The sequence below is a fragment of the Pantoea sp. X-Soil-TKNS-1207 genome (assembly GCF_059730485.1).
In genome coordinates this window covers 3,142,441-3,165,139 of the sequence record NZ_AP035958.1, presented here as the reverse complement: position 1 = coordinate 3,165,139, position 22,699 = coordinate 3,142,441, and the positions used below count along the sequence as shown (strand labels likewise).

The 22,699-nt window shown below is 57.3% G+C and carries 20 protein-coding genes; 13 read left to right on the top strand and 7 right to left on the bottom strand.

All coding sequences use genetic code 11. The annotated features are described in order from the left end of the window. Nucleotides 1-38: 38 nt before the first annotated feature. From ypfJ to ypfH, 3 genes are all read left to right on the top strand, one after another. Nucleotides 39-905: a KPN_02809 family neutral zinc metallopeptidase gene (gene ypfJ, locus AC6I8V_RS14750; RefSeq protein ID WP_497842998.1), complete on the top strand. Its 867-nt coding sequence runs from the start codon at nucleotides 39-41 to the stop codon at nucleotides 903-905. After that, nucleotides 902-2,857, top strand: a complete 1,956-nt coding sequence (locus tag AC6I8V_RS14745) for a tRNA(Met) cytidine acetyltransferase TmcA (protein WP_497842997.1) — start codon at nucleotides 902-904, stop codon at nucleotides 2,855-2,857. Before ypfJ ends, AC6I8V_RS14745 begins: the two co-directional genes overlap by 4 nt. A gap of 73 nt (nucleotides 2,858-2,930) precedes the next feature. After that, the gene (gene ypfH / locus AC6I8V_RS14740; protein ID WP_497842996.1) at nucleotides 2,931-3,629 is read left to right on the top strand and encodes an esterase; all 699 of its coding nucleotides are present in this window, start codon (nucleotides 2,931-2,933) and stop codon (nucleotides 3,627-3,629) included. 101 nt (nucleotides 3,630-3,730) lie between these two features. On the opposite strand, the gene AC6I8V_RS14735 is transcribed toward ypfH, so the two are convergent. The 3 genes from AC6I8V_RS14735 to AC6I8V_RS14725 are packed head-to-tail and all read right to left on the bottom strand — an operon-like array spanning nucleotide 3,731 to nucleotide 5,430. Then, nucleotides 3,731-3,919, bottom strand: a complete 189-nt coding sequence (locus AC6I8V_RS14735; protein WP_497842995.1) for a YpfN family protein — start codon at nucleotides 3,917-3,919, stop codon at nucleotides 3,731-3,733. Nucleotides 3,920-3,941: 22 nt separating this feature from the next. Further along, nucleotides 3,942-5,069, bottom strand: coding sequence for a succinyl-diaminopimelate desuccinylase (gene dapE / locus AC6I8V_RS14730; protein WP_497842994.1), 1,128 nt, complete (start codon nucleotides 5,067-5,069; stop codon nucleotides 3,942-3,944). A 1-nt stretch (nucleotide 5,070) separates the two neighbouring features. Then, a complete protein-coding gene (locus AC6I8V_RS14725; protein ID WP_497842993.1) occupies nucleotides 5,071-5,430 on the bottom strand; it encodes an ArsC family reductase in 360 nt (119 codons plus the stop codon). Nucleotides 5,431-5,680: 250 nt separating this feature from the next. On the opposite strand from AC6I8V_RS14725, the gene katG reads away from it, so the two are divergent. Then, complete coding sequence (gene katG, locus AC6I8V_RS14720; protein WP_497842992.1) at nucleotides 5,681-7,840, top strand: catalase/peroxidase HPI; 2,160 nt, start codon at nucleotides 5,681-5,683, stop codon at nucleotides 7,838-7,840. 338 nt (nucleotides 7,841-8,178) lie between these two features. Next, complete coding sequence (ypfM, locus tag AC6I8V_RS14715) at nucleotides 8,179-8,238, top strand: protein YpfM (protein WP_139810981.1); 60 nt, start codon at nucleotides 8,179-8,181, stop codon at nucleotides 8,236-8,238. A gap of 103 nt (nucleotides 8,239-8,341) precedes the next feature. Here the strand turns inward: ypfM and acrD are convergent, their stop codons facing one another. From acrD to narQ, 3 genes are all read right to left on the bottom strand, one after another. Continuing rightward, nucleotides 8,342-11,458, bottom strand: coding sequence for a multidrug efflux RND transporter permease AcrD (gene acrD / locus AC6I8V_RS14710; protein ID WP_497842991.1), 3,117 nt, complete (start codon nucleotides 11,456-11,458; stop codon nucleotides 8,342-8,344). A gap of 196 nt (nucleotides 11,459-11,654) precedes the next feature. Further along, nucleotides 11,655-12,287, bottom strand: a complete 633-nt coding sequence (locus tag AC6I8V_RS14705; RefSeq protein WP_497842990.1) for a response regulator — start codon at nucleotides 12,285-12,287, stop codon at nucleotides 11,655-11,657. 39 nt (nucleotides 12,288-12,326) lie between these two features. Further along, the gene (gene narQ, locus AC6I8V_RS14700; RefSeq protein WP_497842989.1) at nucleotides 12,327-14,015 is read right to left on the bottom strand and encodes a nitrate/nitrite two-component system sensor histidine kinase NarQ; all 1,689 of its coding nucleotides are present in this window, start codon (nucleotides 14,013-14,015) and stop codon (nucleotides 12,327-12,329) included. A gap of 243 nt (nucleotides 14,016-14,258) precedes the next feature. Between narQ and AC6I8V_RS14695 the strand changes: the two genes are divergently transcribed. The 8 genes from AC6I8V_RS14695 to nudK all read left to right on the top strand — a co-directional run bounded on the left by AC6I8V_RS14695 (nucleotide 14,259) and on the right by nudK (nucleotide 21,557). Next, complete coding sequence (locus AC6I8V_RS14695; protein WP_497842988.1) at nucleotides 14,259-14,531, top strand: YdgH/BhsA/McbA-like domain containing protein; 273 nt, start codon at nucleotides 14,259-14,261, stop codon at nucleotides 14,529-14,531. Nucleotides 14,532-14,810: 279 nt separating this feature from the next. After that, nucleotides 14,811-16,289 (top strand): L-asparagine permease, encoded by a 1,479-nt coding sequence (gene ansP, locus AC6I8V_RS14690; RefSeq protein ID WP_497842987.1) that lies wholly within the window; start codon nucleotides 14,811-14,813, stop codon nucleotides 16,287-16,289. 222 nt (nucleotides 16,290-16,511) lie between these two features. Beyond that, nucleotides 16,512-16,985 (top strand): ferredoxin-type protein NapF, encoded by a 474-nt coding sequence (gene napF / locus AC6I8V_RS14685; RefSeq protein WP_497842986.1) that lies wholly within the window; start codon nucleotides 16,512-16,514, stop codon nucleotides 16,983-16,985. Beyond that, nucleotides 16,972-17,250, top strand: a complete 279-nt coding sequence (locus AC6I8V_RS14680) for a chaperone NapD (RefSeq protein WP_497842985.1) — start codon at nucleotides 16,972-16,974, stop codon at nucleotides 17,248-17,250. The genes napF and AC6I8V_RS14680 overlap by 14 nt, the downstream gene beginning before the upstream one ends. Next, a complete protein-coding gene (gene napA, locus AC6I8V_RS14675; RefSeq protein WP_497842984.1) occupies nucleotides 17,247-19,733 on the top strand; it encodes a nitrate reductase catalytic subunit NapA in 2,487 nt (828 codons plus the stop codon). Before AC6I8V_RS14680 ends, napA begins: the two co-directional genes overlap by 4 nt. Before the next feature lie 11 nt (nucleotides 19,734-19,744). Continuing rightward, nucleotides 19,745-20,176, top strand: coding sequence for a nitrate reductase cytochrome c-type subunit (gene napB, locus AC6I8V_RS14670; protein ID WP_497842983.1), 432 nt, complete (start codon nucleotides 19,745-19,747; stop codon nucleotides 20,174-20,176). After that, on the top strand, nucleotides 20,173-20,757 hold the full coding sequence (gene napC / locus AC6I8V_RS14665; protein ID WP_497842982.1) for a cytochrome c-type protein NapC: 585 nt from the start codon (nucleotides 20,173-20,175) through the stop codon (nucleotides 20,755-20,757). Before napB ends, napC begins: the two co-directional genes overlap by 4 nt. A 221-nt stretch (nucleotides 20,758-20,978) precedes the next feature. Next, a complete protein-coding gene (gene nudK, locus AC6I8V_RS14660; protein WP_497842981.1) occupies nucleotides 20,979-21,557 on the top strand; it encodes a GDP-mannose pyrophosphatase NudK in 579 nt (192 codons plus the stop codon). 50 nt (nucleotides 21,558-21,607) lie between these two features. On the opposite strand, the gene AC6I8V_RS14655 is transcribed toward nudK, so the two are convergent. Next, nucleotides 21,608-22,681, bottom strand: coding sequence for an OTU domain-containing protein (locus AC6I8V_RS14655; RefSeq protein ID WP_497842980.1), 1,074 nt, complete (start codon nucleotides 22,679-22,681; stop codon nucleotides 21,608-21,610). Nucleotides 22,682-22,699 lie beyond the last annotated feature (18 nt).

Sequence of the window (22,699 nt, the reverse complement as noted above, 5' to 3'; positions counted from 1 at the left end):
TCATGCAAAGCCGATAATGAAGAAAACAGGAGCAGGCCATGCGCTGGCAAGGGCGTCGCGAAAGCGACAATGTGGAAGATCGACGCGATCAATCGCCAGGCTATGGCGGCGGACGGCAAATTCGCCTGCCGCGCGGTAAAGGCGGCATCATTCTGTTGATCATCGTGGCCGTCGCCGGTTATTACGGATATGACCTGACAGCCTTGCTGGAAGGCAACAGCAGCCTGACGTCGACCACGCAGCAGCAGCGCCATGTGACGCCTGCCCAGGATGAAGCGGCGAAATTCACTAAAGTGATCCTTGCCACCACCGAAGATACCTGGGACAAGCTATTCCAGCAGATGGGCAAACAATATGTGCCGCCGAAGCTGGTGATGTATCGCGGGGTTACCCAAACCCGTTGCGGTACCGGTCAGTCGGTGATGGGACCGTTCTACTGCCCAACGGATCAAACCGTGTATATCGATCTGTCGTTTTACGATGAGATGAAAACCAAACTTGGCGCGGGCGGTGATTTTGCCCAGGGCTATGTCATCGCCCATGAAGTGGGCCATCATGTGCAGAAACTGCTGGGTATTGAACCTAAGGTGCGCCAGATGCAGCAGGGCGCCAGCCAGACGCAGATCAATCAGCTTTCGGTGAAGATGGAGTTGCAGGCAGACTGCTTTGCCGGTGTCTGGGGCTACTATATGCAGCAGCAAAACATCCTCGAAGTGGGGGATTTGCAGCAGGCGCTGAATGCCGCGCAAGCGATTGGCGATGACCGCCTGCAACAGAAAAGCCAGGGACGGGTGGTGCCGGATAGCTTTACCCACGGCACCTCACAGCAGCGTTACACCTGGTTCAAACGCGGTTTCGACAGCGGTAACCCAGGGCAATGCAACACCTTCGCCGCTAACGGATGAATCTGCCTGATATCAGCGCGGCGATGCAGCGGGCAGGCATCCGCCGTCTGGCGGTGATCAGCGGCGGCAGTGACTGGGCGCGTCAGCAGGCGACTGCATGGCGCGCAACCTTGCCGGGAGACTGGCTGACCCTCAGCGATGCGACCGATCTGTCCCCTCACTCCTGTGCCCCAGCGGCGCTGCGTACCCTGCTGGGACGCGAATTCCATCATGCGATTTTCGATGCGCGCGCCGGCTTTCATGCCGAAGCCTTTGCCGCGCTGGCGGGCACGCTCAAAGCGGGCAGCTGGCTGTTATTACTCACGCCACCCTGGCATGACTGGGCCGCCCGGCCAGATGTCGATAGCCTGCGCTGGGCGGATGTCGCGCAACCGATCGCCACGCCCTGGTTTACCCGCCGACTGCAACAGCTGATGCTGAACGATGCCAGCATCCTGCTGCTGCGTGAACACCATCCGGCCCGTGAACCGGCAACCCTCACGCTGCCCGACTGGCACTGCCAGGCGCCTCAGCAGCAACAGGCGATCCTGCAACAGCTGCTGACCATGCCCGCCGGGGTGGCGGTGATCACTGCGGCGCGCGGGCGCGGTAAGTCGGCGCTGGCCGGGATGCTGGCACAGCAAAATCGTCACTGCCTGGTGACCGCACCGGCCAAAGTTTCCACAGCAGTGCTGGCAAACTTTGCCGGAGAACATTTTCGGTTTATCGCCCCGGACGCGCTGCTGGCGCTCGCTACGCCTCCTGATGCGCAATGGCTGATTATTGATGAGGCAGCGGCCATTCCCGCGCCGCTGTTGTCACAGCTGGTGGCGCGTTTTCCGCGCGTGTTGCTGACCACCACGGTGCAGGGTTATGAAGGCACCGGACGCGGTTTTATGCTGCGCTTCTGCGCCAGCCTGCCTGAAGTGCATCACTTCGCACTGGATGAACCGCTGCGCTGGTCGCCGCAGGACCCGCTGGAAAGCTGGCTGAGCCACGCCTTGCTGTTTGAGGATGCGCAGGAGACGGCGGCAGCGTCGGAGATCAGCTTATTTGCCGCCTCGCCCGCGCAGCATCCAGAGGCGCTGGCGGCAGGTTATCGCCTGTTAGCCAGCGCCCACTATCGAACTTCGCCGCTCGATTTACGGCGCATGATGGATGCGCCGGGTATGCATTTCTGGCTGGCCGGTACGCCGGACCGGGTGCAGGGCGCATTGTGGCTGGTGGATGAGGGCGGGCTGGATGAGGATCTGGCGTGGTCGGTGTGGGCGGGCGAACGCCGTCCACGCGGCAATCTGGTGGCGCAATCGCTGGCGGCCCATGCGGGCTTCCCGCAAGCCGCGACGCTGCGTTCGCGACGCATCAGCCGCATCGCGGTGATGGCGGCACAGCGTCAGCGCGGCACAGGCTCGGCGCTGGTGGCCGCCGCGCGCCAGCAGTCGGAGGGCTGCGATTATCTCTCGGTCAGTTTTGGCTATACCGGGACGCTGTGGCGTTTCTGGCAGCGTTGCGGCTTCACCCTGGTACGCATCGGTTCGCAGCGGGAAGCCAGCAGCGGTTGTTACGCGGCAATGGCGATGCTGGCGTTGACGCCTGCGGCAGAAGCGTTGCAGCAGCGGGCGGCGCAGCGGCTGGCTCGTGACTGGCCGTGGCTGCAACAGATCATCGATCTGGATATGCCGCTGGCGAATGAGGACGCTCAACACCTCAACCTCGATGACCTGGCGCTGCTGGCCGGTTTCGCCTGGGCGCAGCGCCCGTATGAGGCGAGTCTGCCTGCCCTGCAACGGCTGGTGCGACAGCCGGAACTGTCGCTGCCGCTGCTGTACGCCATACTTAGACAAAAACAACCGCTGAACCAGGTGGCGCAACAGGCCGGGATCAGCGGGCGTAAAGCGCTGATTGCGCAGCTGCGCAGCGAGGTTGCTGAGGCGCTAAGTCAATTCGATGAACAGCCTGCTTCGTTGCAATAAATCCATTATCTCGTTCAAATTTTCCCAATATCACTGCGTCAGCAGCGGCGTATAGTGATGGCAGGAGGATCTTATGGCACTACATTATGTGATTGTTCAACAACCAGACACCGATCCCGCTCAGCTGTTTCTGCTGTACCACGGGGTGAACGATAATCCAGACTCAATGGCGCAAATTGGCAGCTGGTTCGCGAAAGCCTTCCCGGAAGCGCAGGTGGTGGCGGTTGGCGCCCCGTTGCCGGGCAACGTTCCTCAGGGCCGTAAATGGTTCGCCGAAATTCCGGCGCACGATCGCTCCGAACAGCAGGGCGTTAATGCGGCGCTGCCGGAGTTTGTTGAATCAGTGCGTCACTGGCAGCAGCAAAGCGGGGTACGACCGGATGCCACGGCGCTGGTGGGGTTCTCGCAGGGCAGCACCATGGTGCTGGAAGGGGTGAAAGCGCAGCCGGATCTGGCCGGGCGAGTGGTGGCATTTAGCGGGCGCTACGTGACGCTGCCGGAGCGCGCCAGCACCCGCACCACCATCCATCTGATTCACGGCGAGTATGACGATCAGATCCCGATGCATCACGCCGAAGAAGCGGCGCAACGTTTAACCGCGCTGGGTGGGGATGTGACGCTGGATATCGTTGAGGATCTGCCTCATGCGATTGACGATCGCGGTATGCAGCTGGCGCTCAATCATCTGCGTTATACCGTGCCGCGCCGCTATTTCGACGAAGCGCTCAGCGGTGCCAAACCGGGCGATGATGATGTGGTGATGATGGTGTAAACATTGCAGGGTGCGCGTAGCAAAACGGTCGCCATAAATGGCGACCCTACGTGTAGGGTGCGCATTTATGCGCACCGGGCAGAGGCAGACGGCCGCAGAAATTATTTTTTCTTCGGCCAGTTGTCGTCATCATCCCACTTATCATTAAAGTCGCGATGCGGCGGCAAATCCGGCTTGTTGGCCATAAATTTTTTGTGATCGATACGCTTCAGATCTTTGTAGACGTTCATCAGAACTCCCACCATCAGAACGATCACAAGGACCCACCAATACTCTTTCAACCATTCCATTGCCTGCTCCTTATGCGTGCTGTCAGGCGATCAGCTGTTCCATAATGCGCTGATACATGCGACTCAGCATCTGCAAATCTGACGCCTTCACGCATTCATTGATTTTATGAATGGTGGCATTCACCGGACCCAGTTCCACCACCTGCGCCCCCATGCGGGCAATAAAGCGTCCGTCGGAGGTGCCGCCCGTGGTCAGCAGTTGCGGCTTGATTTCATTATAGTGCGCCACAGCATTTACCACGGCATCCACCAGTTTACCGCGTGAGGTGAGGAACGGCTGGCCGGAAAGTTTCCACTCCAGGGTGTAGCGCAACTGATGGCGATCCAGCAGCGCAGCGACGCGCTCGCGAATCATCTGGTCGGTCAGCTCGGTGCTAAAGCGGAAATTGAACTGCACGAAAAATTCGCCGGGAATAACGTTGTTGCTGCCGGTACCCGCCTGCACGTTGGCAATCTGCATACTGGTCGGGGGGAAGTATTCATTGCCCTGATCCCACTCGGTCGCCACCAGCTCATTTAAGGCTGGCATTGCGCGGTGCACCGGGTTATCGGCGAGGTGCGGATAGGCGACATGGCCCTGCACGCCGTGAATGGTCAGGTTCGCGGTGATTGAACCGCGACGACCATTTTTCACCACATCTCCCACCACTTCGGTGCTGGACGGTTCGCCAACCAGGCAGTAATCCAGACGTTCATTCCGCGCCATCAGGCGCTCCACCACTTTTACCGTCCCGTTGGCGGCGCTGGCTTCTTCGTCGGAGGTGATGAGAAACGCCAGGCGACCCTTATGGCTGGGATGCGCTGCAACAAAGCGTTCCGCCGCCACTACCATCGCCGCCAGCGAGCCTTTCATATCCGCGGCGCCACGACCAAACAACATGCCATCGCGAATCGTGGGTTCGAACGGCGGGTTGATCCAGCGGTTGGCATCGCCCGGCGGCACCACGTCGGTGTGACCAGCAAACGCCAGGGTTTCGCCCTGGCCGCGCGTTGCCCAGAAGTTCTGCGTGTCGCCAATGTTCATCGGCTCTACGCTGAAGCCAATGGCCTCCAGTCGGGCAATCAGCAGCGCCTGACAACCCGCATCATCCGGGCTGAGGGAAGGGCGGCGAATCAGCTGCTGAGCCAGCTCAATAACCGGACAGAACATGTTATGACTTCTCCTGGATAAACGCGTGATAAAGGGATTCATTAAAGCCGACCAGCAGGTCACCATTCGCTGCCGCTAATACCGGACGCTTAATCACCGCAGGCTGAGCCAGCATGATGGCTTTGGCGCTGTCGGCATCCTGCACCGCTGCGCGTTCCGCTTCCGGCAACTTGCGCCAGGTGGTACCGCGCGTATTGAGCAGCGGCTCGTAACCCAGTCGATCGATAAACGATTGCAACAACGCGTCATCCACGCCATCTACGCGGTAATCATGGAAGCGATAAGCAATGCCGGAATCCTCTAAATATCGGCGGGCTTTTTTAATGGTGTCACAATTTTTAATGCCGTAGAGCTGGAACATAGTATTTGGCTACTCTTTTAGCGTAAAGATGGATTGCGTGGTCAGCCGCTGCCCGGTCAGAGCACAGATACCAGGCCGGGCGGGAATTGTAACAAGGTTGCCAGCGGGGTTAATAGCAGCATTTAGGGCGATCCCGCGTTGCCTGACCCGATGAAAAGATAATAACTATCAAATCGTTTGATCTAAACGAGTATTACCTATCAATTGAGGTGTTTTAATCTAGTCGCAAATTAAAAAAGCGGAGAGCAACATGAGCAATTCAAACGAAACAACCCCAGCCAAATGCCCTTTTCATCAGGAAGCGGTATTACCGGCGGCGGGTGGCGGTACCAATAACCGCGACTGGTGGCCTAACCACCTGCGCGTGGATTTACTGAATCAGCACTCCAATCGTTCGAATCCCCTCGGTGAAAACTTCAACTATCGCGAAGCGTTCAGCCAGCTCGACTACTATGCCCTGAAAACCGATCTGAAAGCGCTGCTTACCGACTCGCAACCCTGGTGGCCAGCCGACTGGGGCAGCTATGCTGGCCTGTTCATTCGTATGGCCTGGCACAGCGCGGGAACCTACCGTATGACCGATGGTCGTGGTGGTTCCGGTCGCGGTCAGCAGCGTTTTTCTCCGCTTAACTCCTGGCCGGACAACGTCAGCCTGGATAAGGCCCGCCGCCTGCTGTGGCCAGTCAAACAGAAATATGGTCAGAAAATTTCCTGGGCGGATCTCTATATCCTCGCCGGTAACGTCGCGCTGGAAAATGCCGGTTTCCGCACCTTTGGTTTTGGCGCCGGACGTGAAGATGTCTGGGAACCGGATCAGGATGTGAACTGGGGCGACGAGAAAACCTGGCTGGCGCATCGCCATCCTGAAGCGCTGGCGAAAAATCCGCTCTCCGCGACCGAAATGGGGCTGATTTACGTCAACCCGGAAGGTCCGAACGCCAGCGGCGATCCGGCTTCTGCCGCACCGGCCATCCGTGCCACCTTTGGCAATATGGGTATGGACGATGAAGAAACCGTCGCGCTGATTGCCGGTGGTCATACGCTGGGTAAAACCCACGGTGCCGGTGCTGCCAGCCATGTGGGCGCAGAACCGGAAGCCGCGGGGCTGGAGGCGCAGGGCTTCGGCTGGCAAAGCAGCTACAACAGCGGCGTCGGCGCAGATGCCATCACCTCCGGACTGGAAGTGGTGTGGTCGCAAACGCCAACCCAGTGGAGCAACTACTTCTTCGAGAACCTGTTCAAATATGAGTGGGTGAAAACCCATAGCCCGGCAGGCGCGATCCAGTACGAAGCGGTTGATGCCGCGGAAATCATTCCTGACCCGTTCGACCCGGCGAAAAAACGCAAACCCACCATGCTGGTGACTGACCTGACGCTGCGTTTTGACCCGGAATTCGAGAAAATCTCGCGTCGTTTCCTCAACAATCCGCAGGCGTTTAATGAAGCCTTTGCCCGCGCGTGGTTCAAGCTGACCCACCGCGATATGGGGCCGATTGCCCGCTACTTAGGGCCGGAAGTGCCGAAAGAAGCCCTGATCTGGCAGGACCCGTTGCCAGCACCGTCGCACAACCCGACCGCCGCCGATATCGAAAACCTGAAAGCGGCGATTGCCGATGCTGGCCTGACGCCAGGCGAGCTGGTTTCGGTGGCCTGGGCTTCGGCATCAACCTTCCGTGGCGGTGACAAACGTGGCGGTGCCAACGGCGCCCGTCTGGCGCTCGTGCCGCAGAATGGCTGGGATGTGAATGCCAGCGTGCTGTCGCCACTGGCGAAGTTGCAGGCGATTCAACAGGCGTCGGGCAAAGCCTCGCTGGCCGATGTGATTGTGCTGGCAGGCGTGGTGGGCGTTGAACAGGCTGCGCGGGCTGCCAATGTAGCGGTTAATGTGCCGTTCAGGGCGGGACGCGTGGATGCCATTCAGGAGCAGACCGATGCCGAGGCGTTTGCCTTGCTGGAGCCGGGTTATGACGGTTTCCGCAACTATCAGCGTCCGGGCACCACGCAGACGGCAGAGACGCAGCTGATCGACAAAGCGCAACAGCTGACCTTAACCGCCCCGGAAATGACCGTGCTGGTGGGAGGACTGCGCGTGCTGGGTGCCAACTTTGATGGCAGCGAACACGGCGTGTTTACCGACCGGGTGGGCGTACTGAGCAATGACTTCTTCGTCAATCTGCTCGATATGCGCCACGAATGGAAAGCCGTCGATCAGGCGCAAGGGCTGTACGAAGGACGCGACCGCAGCAGCGGCGAGGTTAAGTTCAGCGCCACCCGTGCTGACCTGGTGTTCGGTTCAAACGCCATCCTGCGCGCGCTGGCGGAAGTCTACGCCAGCAGCGACGGCCAGGCGAAGTTCGTGCATGACTTTGTGGCCGCCTGGACCAAAGTGATGAATCTCGACCGTTTCTGATTGTCCCACCTGACTTCCGGGGGAGCCTCCCCGGAAGTTGCTTTTCCTGCCTCTTCCTCTCCGCCTTTAGTACCAGTAAACGGTTTCATTAACGTTCGGAATAATTGCCCGCCGCATCATAAGCATGATCAGATTTATCCTAAGCGGTAAAATGTGCTACGCGTCACCTTTGGCACTTTTTCCTTGTTTCGTTAACGGGTTGCTGAAGTGTGCGTCAGTACGCAATTTAAACAAATTGATGCTTTTTCCCTCTTTTGCCGATAGTGATAACAGGTGGAAGCGTATTCACCTGCAGAAAAAAACGGCGTAAAATCGCCAGCACAATAAGAGAGGGTATTATGGTCGACACCGAACTGGGGAATTGGAAAGAATTCATTGACGCGATGTTACGCAAGTAGCACGCAGAAGGAAAAGCAGGGCAATCCCCAACTTGCTGTGATTCTTACCAAAGCAAATAAAAAAGGCAGCCACTAACCCGGCTGCCTTTTTTTACCTTAACGGTTAATCGTGTGGCTTCTCTTTCAGCGGGAAGCGACGACGCACCAGCACAAAGAACAGCGGAACAAAGAAGATGGCCAGCACGGTGGCGGAGATCATTCCCCCCATCACGCCAGTACCGACGGCGTGCTGGCTGCCGGAACCGGCACCCGCGCTGATGGCCATCGGCAACACGCCGAAGATAAACGCCAGCGACGTCATCAGGATCGGGCGCAGACGCTGGCGGGAAGCTTCCAGCGTGGCATCGATCAGCTCACGGCCTTTGCTGTTGATCTCGTTAGCGAACTCCACGATCAGGATGGCGTTCTTGGCCGACAGGCCAATGACCGTCAGTAAGCCCACCTGGAAATAAACATCGTTTTCCAGCCCGCGCAGCCAGGTGGCGAGCAGCGCACCCACCACGCCGAGCGGTACCACCAGCATCACCGAGAACGGAATCGACCAGCTCTCATACAATGCCGCCAGACTCAGGAACACCACCAGCAGCGAGATGGCATATAACGCTGGCGCCTGCGAGCCGGAGAGACGTTCCTGATACGAGGCACCGGTCCACTGGAAGCCGATGCCCAAAGGCAGCTGGCTGACCAGTTTTTCCATCGCATCCATAGCCGTACCGCTACTGACGCCGTTCGCCGCTTCACCAACGATCTCCAGCGAAGAGTAGCCGTTATAACGCTCCAGTCGTGGCGAACCCACTTCCCAGCGGCTGGTGGCGAAGGCCGAGAAAGGCACCATGGTGCCGCTGCTGTTGCGCACAAACCATTTGTTGATGTCGCCTGGCAACATGCGGAATTCCGGCGCGGCCTGCACATAAACTTTCTTGATGCGCCCCCGGTCGATAAAGTCATTCACATAGGTTGAACCCCAGGCCGTGGTCAGGGTGTCATTGATGGTATCCATCGAAACCCCCAGCGCCTGCGCTTTGCGCTGGTCAACGTCAATCTGCAACTGCGGGCTATCGTCCAGACCGTTATGACGGACGCGTGATAACGCCGGATCGTGCGCCGCTTCGTCCAGTAATTTATCGCGCATTGCCATCAATGACGTATGACCAATCCCGCCATGGTCCTGCAATTCGAGGTCAAAACCGGAGGAGCTGCCAAGACCGGTAATCGCAGGCGGGCTGCTGGCGATAACGTTGGCTTCTCTGATTTTACGGAAGGCCTTAGTGGCGCGGTCGATGATGGCAAAGGAGGTACGATCGGCTCCCGGACGATCCTCCCAGGCCTTCAGGCGGATAAACATACGCGCCACGTTCTGACCGTTACCGCCAGGACCAGCACCGATGGTGGAAAACACCGACAGCACATTATCTTTCTCGGCCGTCATATAATATTTTTCCACCTTAGCCACCACATTCGAGGTTTGCTGCAATGTGGAACCGGCCGGGAGCTGCACCTGCGTCAGGAAGACGCCGCGATCCTCCTGCGGCAGGAACGAGGTTGGCAGGTGGATAAACATAAACGCCATCACGCCAATAATCGCCAGATAGAGCAGCATCCAGCGGCCGCTATTGACCAGAATACGCGCGACGCCACGTTCATAGCGCTCCGCGTTGGCGTTGAAATGGCGGTTAAACCAGCCAAAAAAGCCGCGACGGCCATGATGCTGGCCTTGCTCCAGCGGCTTAAGCAGCGTGGCGCAGAGCGCAGGCGTGAGGATCAACGCCACCAGCACCGACAGTATCATTGCGGAGACGATGGTAATGGAGAACTGGCGGTAAATCGCGCCGACGGTACCGCCGAAAAAGGCCATGGGCACAAATACCGCCGAAAGTACCAGCGCGATGCCGACCAGCGCACCCTGAATCTGTCCCATCGATTTACGTGTGGCGGCGCGCGGCGAGAGTCCCTCCTCACTCATCAGACGTTCGACGTTTTCCACCACCACGATGGCGTCATCCACCAGCAGACCAATCGCCAGCACGGTAGCAAACATGGTGAGGGTATTGATGCTGTAGCCGCAGGCATACAACACCGCAAAAGTACCGAGCAGCACCACCGGCACCGCGATGGTCGGGATCAGCGTCGCCCGGAAGTTCTGCATAAACAGATACATCACCAGGAACACCAGCAGGATCGCTTCGAGCAGCGTTTTCACCACATCGGTGATAGACGCTTTGACGAAGGGGGTGGTTTCGTAGGCGATTTTCGCTTCCAGACCGTGCGGGAAGTATTGCGACAACTCGGCAACGCGGGCGCGCACCAGTTTGTCGGTGTTCATTTCGTTGGCGCCGGAGGCCAGCTTGATACCAAGGCCCGACGCGGCCTGGCCATTGTAGCGGCTGAGATAGTCGTATTTCTCGGCACCCATCGTCACATCCGCGACATCACCCACCGTCACCACGGAACCATCGGGATTCGTTTTCAGCGTAATGGCTTTGAACTGTTCCGGGGTTTGCAGCATCGACTGGGCGTTGACCGTGGCATTGAGCGACTGCTTCTCCACCGAAGGTAATCCGCCCAACTGGCCGACAGCCACCTGCGCGTTCTGCGATTCAATGGCGGTCACCACATCATCGGTGGTCAGCGCGTAAGCGTTCAGTTTGTTCGGATCGAGCCAGATACGCATGGAATATTGCGAACCGTAGGCATCGACTTCACCCACACCATCGATACGGCTGAGCGGATCCTCAATGTTACTGGCGACATAATCTGAAATATCCTGTTTGTCCATACTTCCGTCGGTAGAGACAAACGCAATCATCAAAATGTTGCTGTCACCGGTTTTATTAACCGTTACGCCCTGTGACTGTACCGCTGCGGGCAATTGCCGCAGGGCAGTTTGTAGCTGATTCTGCACCTGCTGGCGTGCTTCGTCCGGGTCGGTGCCAGCGGTGAAGGTGAGGGTGATTTGTGCCTGACCGGTGTTGCTGCTGTTGGAGGACATATACATCAGGTTATCGAGGCCCGTCATATTCTGTTCGATAACCTGGGTGACGGTGTTTTCCAGCGTTTCCGCTGAGGCACCGGGGTAGTTGGCGGTGATGCGCACGTTAGGCGGCGCGAGGTCGGGATATTGCTCAATCGGCAGCGAGATGATCGCCAGTGTGCCGCATAAGCAAAGTAGAATCGCCAGAACCCAGGCAAAAATGGGGCGGTCGATAAAAAAATTCGACATGGAACCGACACTCCTCAGCTGCGTATTTTTTACTTTTATTATCAGAAGCGTGAACCCATCGCGGTTTCACGCTGGCGGAGTGGAAACGCTATCTCGGGACATCTCCTGCCGTAGCTTACTCTACGCGGCGCAAATTAGAGAATCGTGGAGAAATTATGGAGAAAGTGTAAATGTCCCGACGGTATGATGTGATGTGCTAGACGTTACGGTGTTCCAGCCACAGCACGGTGGCGGCCACGCGTGAACGTACCTCAAGCTTACGCAGCAGATTACGGATATGAACTTTCACGGTTTCTTCCGAGATATGCAGGGTGGCAGCAATCTCTTTATTCGACAACCCACGCGCCACTTCCTGCAACACATCCAGTTCACGTTCGGTGAGCTGGCGGAATGGATTGGCGCTCTGCGGGCGAAAGGCAAGGTAGTCGGCTACCGTTGCGCTGAAAACGTTTTCACCTTTGGCGCACAGCAAAATCTGTTGCAGCAGCAGCTCCGGCTCGCTGTCCTTGAGTAAATAGCCGTCGGCACCGGCATCGATCATCGCATAGACATCGTTGCGCGCGTCCGACACCGTCAGCACCAGAATGCGCGCGGCGATCCCCTCATTGCGCAAGGCCTTCAGCGTATCCAGCCCGGACATCCCTTTCATATTGAGATCGAGCAGGATGACATCCGGCGCCAGGCGGCGGGCCTCGGCCAGCGCTTCAGTACCATTATTGGCTTCGGCGACCACATGCAGCTGCGGCTCAAGCGCCAGCAGCTGGCGGATGCCGCGGCGCATCAGTGGGTGGTCATCCACTATCATGATTGTCAGGGTTGGCTGGTCCATATTCTCTCCAGTAAACAGTCCATTGATTAGGATATTGCGTTATTCCAGCAGGTGCGCCGGGCGCGGCGGGAAACGCAAAGTGACGCGCGTGCCACGTTCCTGCGGGGTTATCAGCAGCGTGCCAGACAGGCGCGCGGCGCGTTCTGCCATGATCGTCAGACCATAGTGGCCGGGCGGTTCTTCAACACTGCGGATGCCGCTGCCATCGTCTTCGATGATCAGCAGATGGTCTTCATCAGCAACACGCTGATAGCAGATGCGAATCTGTTGCGCGCCAGCGTGGCGAATCGCATTCAACAACGCCTCGCGCGCAATCTGCAACACATGGACCTGCTGCTGCGCATCAAGGCTTTGCAGTCCGGGTTGATAATCAAACTGGATGGCCGCCTGCGATTGCTCCTGCAACGGCACAATCATCGCCTGCATCGCGGCCACCAGATCGGCCTGTTCGATGGTCAGGCGGAAGGTGGTCAGCAGCTCGCGCAGTTGCTGATAAGCCTCGGCCAGCGCGCGATCAAACTCGCTGATAATACTTTGCGCCTGCGGCTGGCTGGCGTCTACGGTGCGACGCAGCAACGTGAGCTGAATACGTAAAAAAGAGAGCGACTGCGCCAGCGAATCGTGCAGTTCGCGGGCAATGGTGGCGCGCTCCTCAATCAGCAGCATTTGCTGATACTGCTTCTGCGACTGCCAGATCCACAGCGCGCGGGCCAGCATATTGGCAAGGCTTTGCATCAGTTCTTCCGACGAGGCGGGGCGCGGCGACTGCCAGCGCAACTCGCCGAGCAGCTGTTCTTCCTGCTGCAACGCCAGCCGCTGCCAGGGTTGGATATCATCGATGCAGCCGGTCTGAAATGTCTGGTTTTCGCTTTCCAGCACCACCGCGCTAAAACCTTCGCGCTGTCGCAGCTGCTCCAGCAGGCCCTGAAAAACCTCGGGATTGAGCGAGCTGCTGGTCAGCAATTGCGAGCTTTCATACAGCAACGACAGCATACGGTTGGCCTGGGTCAGATTTTCCGTCTTCTCCTCGACCGCATCTTCCAGCAGGCGGTAATGGGATTGCAGGCGCGAGGCCATCGCGGTAAAGGCCTGCGCCAGCACGCCAAGTTCAGTAGGCTGCATTACCGGCAGCGGCGGAAAGCTAAATCGGGTTTGTTCGACGTACTGGCTGGCGGTGACCAGAGAATTGAGCGGCCCTACCACGTTGCGGCGGATAAAACGAATGGTCCACAGCGCCAGCCCGACAATCGCCAGAAAACCAAACAGGCTGCTGGCGACCACCAGATGCATTTTCAGTTCGGCGTAATGCTGCACTTCCAGCACAAAGCGATTGATTTCGCTGACGTAGCTCGCCACCTGCTGCTGATAAATTTCTACGCGTGTCGGTTGCAGACGATGTTGCAAATCCGGCCAGCTGTCACGCAGGTAGCGATAGCGATTACGGACTTCAATCGGCACCCACGGGCGATCGAGATCGCTTAACGCCGGGGAATCCAGCGTTTGCTGATAAAGCAGGCCATGGTACGCCAGCTGTTGCGGATCGCGGGTACTGTCCCAGGCGAGGCGGTAAACCTGCATACGCAGCGACCCGGCGATATTGACCGCTTCGGCATCCCGCAAACTGCTGGAGAGCGTCATCAGCGCCAGCCCGGAGGTCAGCAGCGAAAGCAGCACGATGGCGCTTAGCGCGCGGGCAATGGTACGGGTTACGGGGCGTTTAACTATCACGGTAAAAAACCTTGTTAAGAGCGCGGGATTATAAAGCAGCGCTGACGCATCGGCGAGCGGCATCCGCCACATTAGGTTACCTTTCGTACAAAAACTAACCTCTCTTTACGTTTCCCTGGATGAATCTGATACCGCTGGCGAAATATTAAACAGCTTTACCGCCGACCAGGCCTGATTTTCATTAGCTGGCTAATACTTATCTGCGTAAGACATCAATCACCCGGAAGACAACAGGAGCATCCCATGAAGACACGTTATGCCGTTCTGGCTGGTGCACTGCTAGCCACCTTCAGTTTTAGCACGCTGGCGGCCACGCCGCTCACTGCGGAACAGGCGCAAAACAGACAAAGTATCGGTAGCGTATCCGTCAGCGGCGTAAGCGGTTCGCTGGATGACGCCACCCGCCAGCTGTCTCAGAAAGCGGAGGCGATGGGGGCCAGCCATTATCGCGTCATTGGCGTACAAAATCCGGGCGATTCCAGCCTGTGGAGCGGCACCGCAGAGATTTACCGCTAATACCCTTCGTAGTTTTTTCTTCCTGTAGCGACCTTCACCGGCCAGATCCTCTGGCCGGTTTTTTTGTGCACCGCAACGGATTATTGCAAATCATACCGTGCAGACTGGCGGTATATTTTGCTTCATTCTCGCAGAACGGGTAGGATTCATCGCCGTAATTTCCCGGTTCGCTGCGCGGCCTCGTTCCGCCGCCGGATTCCGGGCGATTACCCCATTTCGCACCGTCTGCGCAAACGATTGGCTATGCGGTGATTGATGGTCAGGACAAACAGGAAAGCTATGAAACCTACTACAAAAACCGCAGCGGAACAAAACGCTGCGAAACGACGCTGGCTTAATTCCCACGACACCGGTTACCACAAAGCTATGGGTAACCGTCAGGTTCAAATGATCGCCATCGGCGGTGCTATCGGTACCGGCCTGTTTTTAGGCGCAGGCGCGCGCCTGCAGATGGCAGGTCCGGCACTGGCGCTGGTCTATCTGGTGTGCGGTATCTTCTCTTTCTTCATTCTCCGTGCGTTGGGCGAGCTGGTATTACATCGTCCTTCCAGCGGCAGCTTTGTCTCTTATGCGCGTGAATTCCTTGGTGAAAAAGCGTCATACGTCGCGGGCTGGATGTACTTCGTTAACTGGGCGATGACCGGTATCGTTGATATCACGGCCGTTGCGCTCTATATGCATTACTGGGGTGCGTTTGGCGATGTACCGCAGTGGGTGTTTGCCCTTGGCGCGCTGGCGATTGTCGGCACCATGAACATGATCGGCGTGAAGTGGTTCGCCGAGATGGAGTTCTGGTTTGCGCTGATTAAGGTGCTGGCGATTGTGATTTTCCTCGTGGTTGGCGTGGTGTTCCTTGGCAGCGGTAAGCCGCTGGACGGCAACACCACCGGCTTCCACCTGATAACCGATAACGGCGGCCTGTTCCCGCATGGCCTGCTGCCCGCGCTGGTGCTGGTGCAGGGCGTGGTATTTGCCTTCGCCTCGATCGAGCTGGTTGGCACCGCGGCCGGGGAGTGTAAAGACCCGAAAACCATGCTGCCGAAAGCGATCAACAGCGTCATCTGGCGTATCGGCCTGTTCTATGTCGGTTCCGTGGTACTGCTGGTACTGCTGCTGCCGTGGAACGCCTATCAGGCCGGGCAGAGCCCGTTCGTCACCTTCTTCACCAAACTTGGCGTGCCTTATGTCGGCAGCATAATGAACATCGTAGTGCTGAGCGCGGCGCTCTCCAGCCTGAACTCAGGTCTGTACTCGACGGGGCGTATTCTGCGCTCAATGTCGATGGGCGGTTCTGCGCCGAAGTTCATGTCGAAGATGAGCAACCAGCAGGTGCCGTTCGCCGGCATCCTGGTCACCATCGCGGTATATGTGGTGGGCGTGGTGCTGAACTACTACGTGCCGTCGCAGGTGTTTGAGATCGTGCTGAACGTCGCCTCGCTGGGCATCATCACCTCGTGGGGCTTTATCGTGGTGTGTCAGATGCGTCTGCGCAAAGCGATCAAAGAAGGCAAAGCGGAAGATGTCAGCTTTAAGCTGCCGTGGGCGCCGGTCACATCATGGCTGACGCTGCTGTTCCTGGTTAGCGTGCTGGTATTGATGGCGTTCGACTACCCGAACGGGACTTACACCATTGCCTCCATTCCGTTGATTGCGGTGATCCTGGTGCTGGGTTGGTTCGGCGTGCGTAAGCGCGTACACGAAGAAGCGCTGAAAGAGCATGACCATCATCACGTTGAGGATGATGCACAACGCGGCTAACGCAGCCTGATGTTGTGAAAAAAGAGGCCGTCAGCGATGACGGCCTTTTGTTTTTTGCCCCCGCCAAAACAGCGCTTTCTATCCGCCATCAGAAGCGTCTTACCCCCATTTGCTTATCACTTGATCCTGACGCGGGATTTACGCCTTTCGGGTGATATAGCCCTCCTTATTGTCGGGTTATTTTACGCACAATCTTTTTCTAACCCGAATTAAGGTGCTGCGATGGCGCTGTCACGACGCGAATTCTTTACCGGGCAGCGCAAGGCTGTTGTGGAGACCTTCGCCCTGCCGTGGTGGCGTCATCAGCCAGGGTGTGACGCCTGTGGTCGCTGCGTGGCGGCCTGCGAAACGCAGATTGTACGCCTTACGGCCGGGGCGCCACCGCAGCTCGATTTTCAGCTCGGTGAATGCACCTTCTGCGCCGCCTGCGCCGATGCCTGTCCGCAACCGCTGTTTCTCCCGCGTGAACACCCGCCGTGGCGGCAGCGTATCCGTATCAGCGGGGGTTGCATCACCTTGCAGGGCGTCGATTGCCGCAGTTGCCAGGAGAGTTGCGCGCAGCAGGCGATTCGCTTTCGTCTCACCGCCCGCGGCATTGCACAACCCGAAATTGCGCCTCAGCACTGCACCGGCTGTGGCGCGTGCATCGCGCCTTGCCCGGTTTCAGCCACAGGATTACATCATGACACCGAATAACAGCTGGCACATTTGCGGCCTGGTGATTCAGGCGCGGCCCGCAGCGCTGACAGGCGTTACCGAGGCGCTGCTCAGCCTTGCCGATAGCGATATTGCCGCACAGGACGCGGCGCGCGGCACGCTGGCGGTAACGCTCGGTGCGGCCGACAGCGCCACGCTACTCAGCAACATCGAAGCCACACGCAATATCCCCGGCGTGCTGGCGGTATCGCTGGTGTATCACCAGCAGGACGAATTTGAAGAACCCAGTAAGGAAGCATCATGAAACTGAGTCGTCGTGATTTTATGAAAGCCAATGCGGCGGCCGCCGCCGCGACGGCGGCAGGCCTGACCATCCCCACCGTCACCCAAGCAGCCAGCGCGCTGGGAGCGCCGATCCGCTGGGAAAAAGCGCCGTGTCGTTTTTGCGGCACCGGCTGTGGCGTGCTGGTCGGAACCCAGGATGGCCGGGTGGTGGCGTCGCAGGGAGATCCGCAGGCAGAAGTGAACCGCGGGCTGAACTGTATCAAAGGTTACTTTCTGCCAAAAATCATGTACGGCAAGGATCGCCTGACCCAGCCGCTGCTGCGTATGACCGATGGCCGTTTTGATAAGAACGGTGAATTCACGCCGATCAGCTGGGATCAGGCGTTCGACATTATGGAAGAAAAGTTCAAGGCGGTGCTGAAGGACAAAGGGCCGGAAGCCATCGGCATGTTCGGCTCCGGCCAGTGGACGCTGTGGGAAGGCTATGCGGCATCGAAATTGATGAAAGCGGGTTTCCGCAGCAATAACCTCGACCCGAATGCCCGTCACTGCATGGCTTCCGCAGTGGTTGGCTTTATGCGCACCTTCGGCATGGACGAACCGATGGGCTGCTACGACGATATCGAGCAGGCCGATGCCTTCGTGTTGTGGGGGTCAAACATGGCCGAGATGCACCCGATTCTCTGGTCGCGTCTGACGGCGCGGCGCCTCAGCAATGACAACGTCAAAGTGGCGGTGCTGTCGACCTATCGCCACCGCAGCTTTGAGCTGGCCGATAACGGCATGGTGTTTACGCCGCAGAGCGATCTGGTGATCCTCAACTTTATCGCCAACTACATCATTCAGAACGGCAAGGTGGATAAAACCTTCCTGCAAAACCACGTCACGCTGCGCCGTGGCGCAACCGATATTGGTTATGGCCTGCGTCCGACCGATCCGCGTCAGGCCTCTGCGAAAAATCCCGACAGCGATGCCTCCACGCCGATCAGCTTTGAGGAGTATGCGGCTTTCGTCGCCGACTATACGCTGGAAAAAACCAGCGCCATGTCCGGCGTTGAGAAAGATCAGCTGGTGGCGCTGGCCGAGTTGTATGCCGATCCGGCGATCAAAGTGGTGTCTTACTGGACCATGGGCTTTAACCAGCATACGCGCGGCGTGTGGGCTAATAACCTGTGCTACAACCTGCACCTGCTGACCGGCAAGATTTCCCGTCCCGGCACCGGTCCGTTCTCCCTCACCGGTCAACCCTCCGCCTGCGGCACGGCGCGTGAAGTGGGCACTTTTTCCCACCGCCTGCCTGCTGACATGGTGGTGACCAACGACAAACATCGCGCGCTGGCAGAAAAGCTGTGGAAACTGCCGGCGGGCACCATCCCGGCCAAAGTGGGTTATCACGCGGTAGCGCAGGATCGCGCGCTGAAGGATGGCAAGATCAACGCCTACTGGTCGATGTGCAACAACAATATGCAGGCCGGGCCGAACCTCACCCAGGAACGTATGCCGGGCTGGCGCGATGAGCGCAACTTTGTTGTGGTATCGGACCCGTATCCGACCGTCAGCGCGCTTTCGGCCGACCTGATTCTGCCCACCGCCATGTGGGTGGAAAAAGAAGGGGCGTACGGCAACGCCGAACGCCGCACCCAGTTCTGGCATCAGCAGGTGACTGCGCCGGGCGAAGCCAAATCCGATCTCTGGCAGCTGGTTAACTTCGCAAAACGCTTCCGCGTGGACGAGGTATGGCCGGAAGCGTTGATCGCCCAGCAGCCGGAGCTGCGTGACAAAACCCTGTACGACGTGTTGTTCGCCAATGGCCAGGTTAACCAGTTCCCGCTGAGCGCAGTGGCGGACGATCAGCTGAATGACGAAGCGCGCGCCTTCGGCTTCTATCTGCAAAAAGGCCTGTTTGAAGAGTACGCCAGTTTTGGCCGCGGCCACGGCCACGACCTGGCGCCGTTCGATGCCTACCATAAGGCACGCGGTTTGCGCTGGCCGGTGGTGGAGGGCAAAGAGACGCGCTGGCGTTATCGCGAGGGCTACGACAGCTACGTCAAAGCGGGCGAGGGCGTGCGTTTCTACGGTAAGCCTGACGGTAAAGCGACGATTTTCGCGCTGCCGTACGAGCCTGCCGCCGAATCGCCGGATGCGGAATACGATTTGTGGTTCTGCACCGGACGCGTGCTGGAGCACTGGCACACCGGCACCATGACACGCCGAGTGCCGGAGCTGCACCGCGCGGTGCCGCAGGCGCTGTTGTATATCCATCCGCTGGACGCCAAAGCGCGCGGTCTGCGGCGTGGCGAGAAGGTGCGGGTGGTGTCGCGTCGCGGTGAAGCGACCGCCACCGTTGAAACCCGTGGCCGCAATCAGCCGCCGCAGGGTCTGGTCTTTACACCGTTTTTTGATGCCGGGGTGCTGGTCAACAACATCACGCTGGATGCGACCGATCCGCTGTCGAAGCAGACCGATTACAAAAAATGTGCCGTTAAGCTGGTGAAAATCTAAGGAAGGATGTCATGAAATCCCTCATCACACTATTTACCTTCGCCGCCCTGATGCTGGGCGGCACGGTCTGGGCCAACAACGGCGTGGACCTCACGCAGTCACCCGAGGTGACGGCCACGCAGCAGGGCACCATTCATCAGCCCAAAGAGCAGGGCCGCAAGCCGCTGAATTACGTGAATCAGCCGCCGGTGATCCCGCATAGCGTGGATGGCTATCAGGTGACGAAAAACGTGAACCGCTGCCTGCAATGCCACGGCACCCAAAGCTATCTCACCACCGGCGCGCCGCGCGTCAGCCCGACGCACTTTACCGACCGCGATGGTCTGGTGAGCAGCACGGTTTCGCCGCGTCGCTACTTCTGCCTGCAATGCCATGTGCCGCAGACCGATGCGAAACCGGTGGTGGAAAATACCTTCCGTCCGGCTGAGGGCTTCGGTCAATGAAACAGAGGATTCTGCGCATCTGGCGCTGGTGGCGGCGACCGAGCCGTCTGGCGATCGGCACTTTGCTGCTGATTGGTTTCGCTGGGGGCATCATTTTCTGGGGGGGATTTAATACCGGCCTGGAGATGACCAACCGCGAACAGTTCTGCATTGGTTGCCATGAAATGCGGAATAACGTTTATCAGGAATATATGCAGACGGTGCATTACAACAACCGTAGCGGCGTACGCGCCACCTGCCCGGATTGCCATGTGCCGCATGAGTGGGGACCGAAGATGTGGCGTAAGCTGGAAGCGAGTAAAGAAGTTTACGCCAAGATTTTCGGCATTGTTGATACGCCAGAAAAGTTTGAAGAGAAGCGGCTGGAGCTGGCGCAAAACGAATGGCGCAGGATGAAGAACAACAATTCTCAGGCCTGCCGTAACTGCCACAACTTTGACTATATGGATTTCACCGCGCAGAAGACGGTGGCGGCGAAGATGCATGCCAAAGCGGTGCAGGATGGGCAAACCTGCATCGATTGTCATAAAGGCATCGCGCACCATCTGCCGGATATGAAAGAGGAAAAGAACGGGTTTTAATCGTTTCCCGGTGCGCATCAATGCGCACCCTACGGCGCAGGGCCGTTGATGGCGACCGGAATCTCCTCCATCCCTGTAGGGTCGCCATTAATGGCGACCACGTTTCCCCGCCATCTCCACAGGTTCGCCATTAATGGCGACCTGTCTCAATAATTCAGATAGTTTTCCCTGCCACTTCGGCCTATGATTTCAGGCTCCCTCAAAATTGCAGTGGAGTGGTCATGTCGTTAAAGATCAACATCATTAAAGATAAGTTGCTGTCAGAAAACTGGTTTGTACTGCGCAACTTCACCTACGAACTCACCCGCAATAACGGCGAAGTTGTCCGTCATAAGCGCGAAGTCTACAATCGCGGCAACGGTGCCACCATCCTGCTCTACAATCGTGAAAAAAACAGCGTGGTGCTGATACGTCAGTTCCGCATCGCCACCTATATCAATGGCAACCCAAGCGGTGAACTGATTGAGACCTGCGCCGGACTGCTGGATGACGACACACCGGAAGATTGCATCCGCAAAGAGGCGATGGAGGAAACCGGTTATCAGGTGGGCAAAGTGGAAAAACTTTGGCAAGCCTATATGTCGCCGGGCGGCGTAACAGAAATTGTGCATTTTTTTGCGGCGGAATACAGCGAATCGCAGCGTGCTAATGATGGCGGCGGCGTAGACGATGAAGATATTGCTGTGCTGGAGCTGCCATACCCGGAAGCGCTGGCCATGGTGAAAAGTGGCCGTATCTGCGATGGCAAAACGATTATGCTGCTGCTTCATGCACAGGTGGCGGGCTGGCTGAAAGCCTGATGGCTGTAACGAAAGCAGGACTGCTGCCCTGCTTTCGTTGATTTAAAGGTTTAATCTAAAGCAATCGAATCCCGGTACGCATTCTGAGAATTTTCCTGCTTAGCGACTGTTACGCTTTTATGCAGCTCTTTCCAGAATTTACTTTTTTCATCAGCGCGTTTTGCTAATGAATCCCACAGCGTCTTAAATCTGACATTTTTGTCATAATAATCCGGCTGTTCATGTTTCGGAATAATATTTCCGCGGTCCGTAGAAATAAAATCACGGTAATTTTCCCAGTGATTTTCAATATGACTGGCAGCAGCGGCGCGAAACTGTTGGTAATTATTTTGATCTCCCGTCCGGTGTAGTGCGATAGCGCGAAAGAAGCACTCGCCATCAGCCTCAACACTCAGCACATGGTTTTTATCATCAATTAAATCATAATGCATAATATTACCCGTTCTGGTTCTCAGTAAAATAATTGAATTCTCCCTGTTTATTGTGCTGCCAGCAATATGATGAATAAACGAGTCGCTTGCTTCCACCTCATCAATGATATGCAACTGAATATCTAAGCAATCTGCCATACCATGCACAGCGATATCCATGGCAAAGTTATTCCAGCTGCCGGGGGTGCGTATTTTTTGTACGGTATTCTCTTTAACTTGCTGTTGGTTATGCGCAGCGAACAATGAAGGTAAATCGATAACGTTAGACTTCGGTCTGACGTAGACCGTTCCTTTCCCCTTGAAAGTATTTTTCGCCTGCTGACACAGTAATTCAGTTACCTGTTGGCCTGAAGATGTGGCGAATTTCATATCGGCCCGCATATGACTTTCCCTCTGAGTGGGCAGACTTTGAAAATGATGGCGTTTTATCATCGGCTCAGATTGCATAATATTTCTCTTTGTCAGCTTTAACGGTATGTCAGAACGCAATCCAGGCTTTTTAAGAGATTGGTGACTCAGTTGCAGACCCGATGTTGAAGCAATCATAGGGGGGAAGTTTGGCATCTGGAAACTTCCCGGACGCTTGAAACTATTATGCACTTGCATTGCAGGGAGGGTATTTTGTGTGATTTGCTGCGAGTGAAGACTTAAGTTTTGTATCACACTATTCCTGCCAGCTGGATGGTTAAACATATTCATATCCTTTGAACG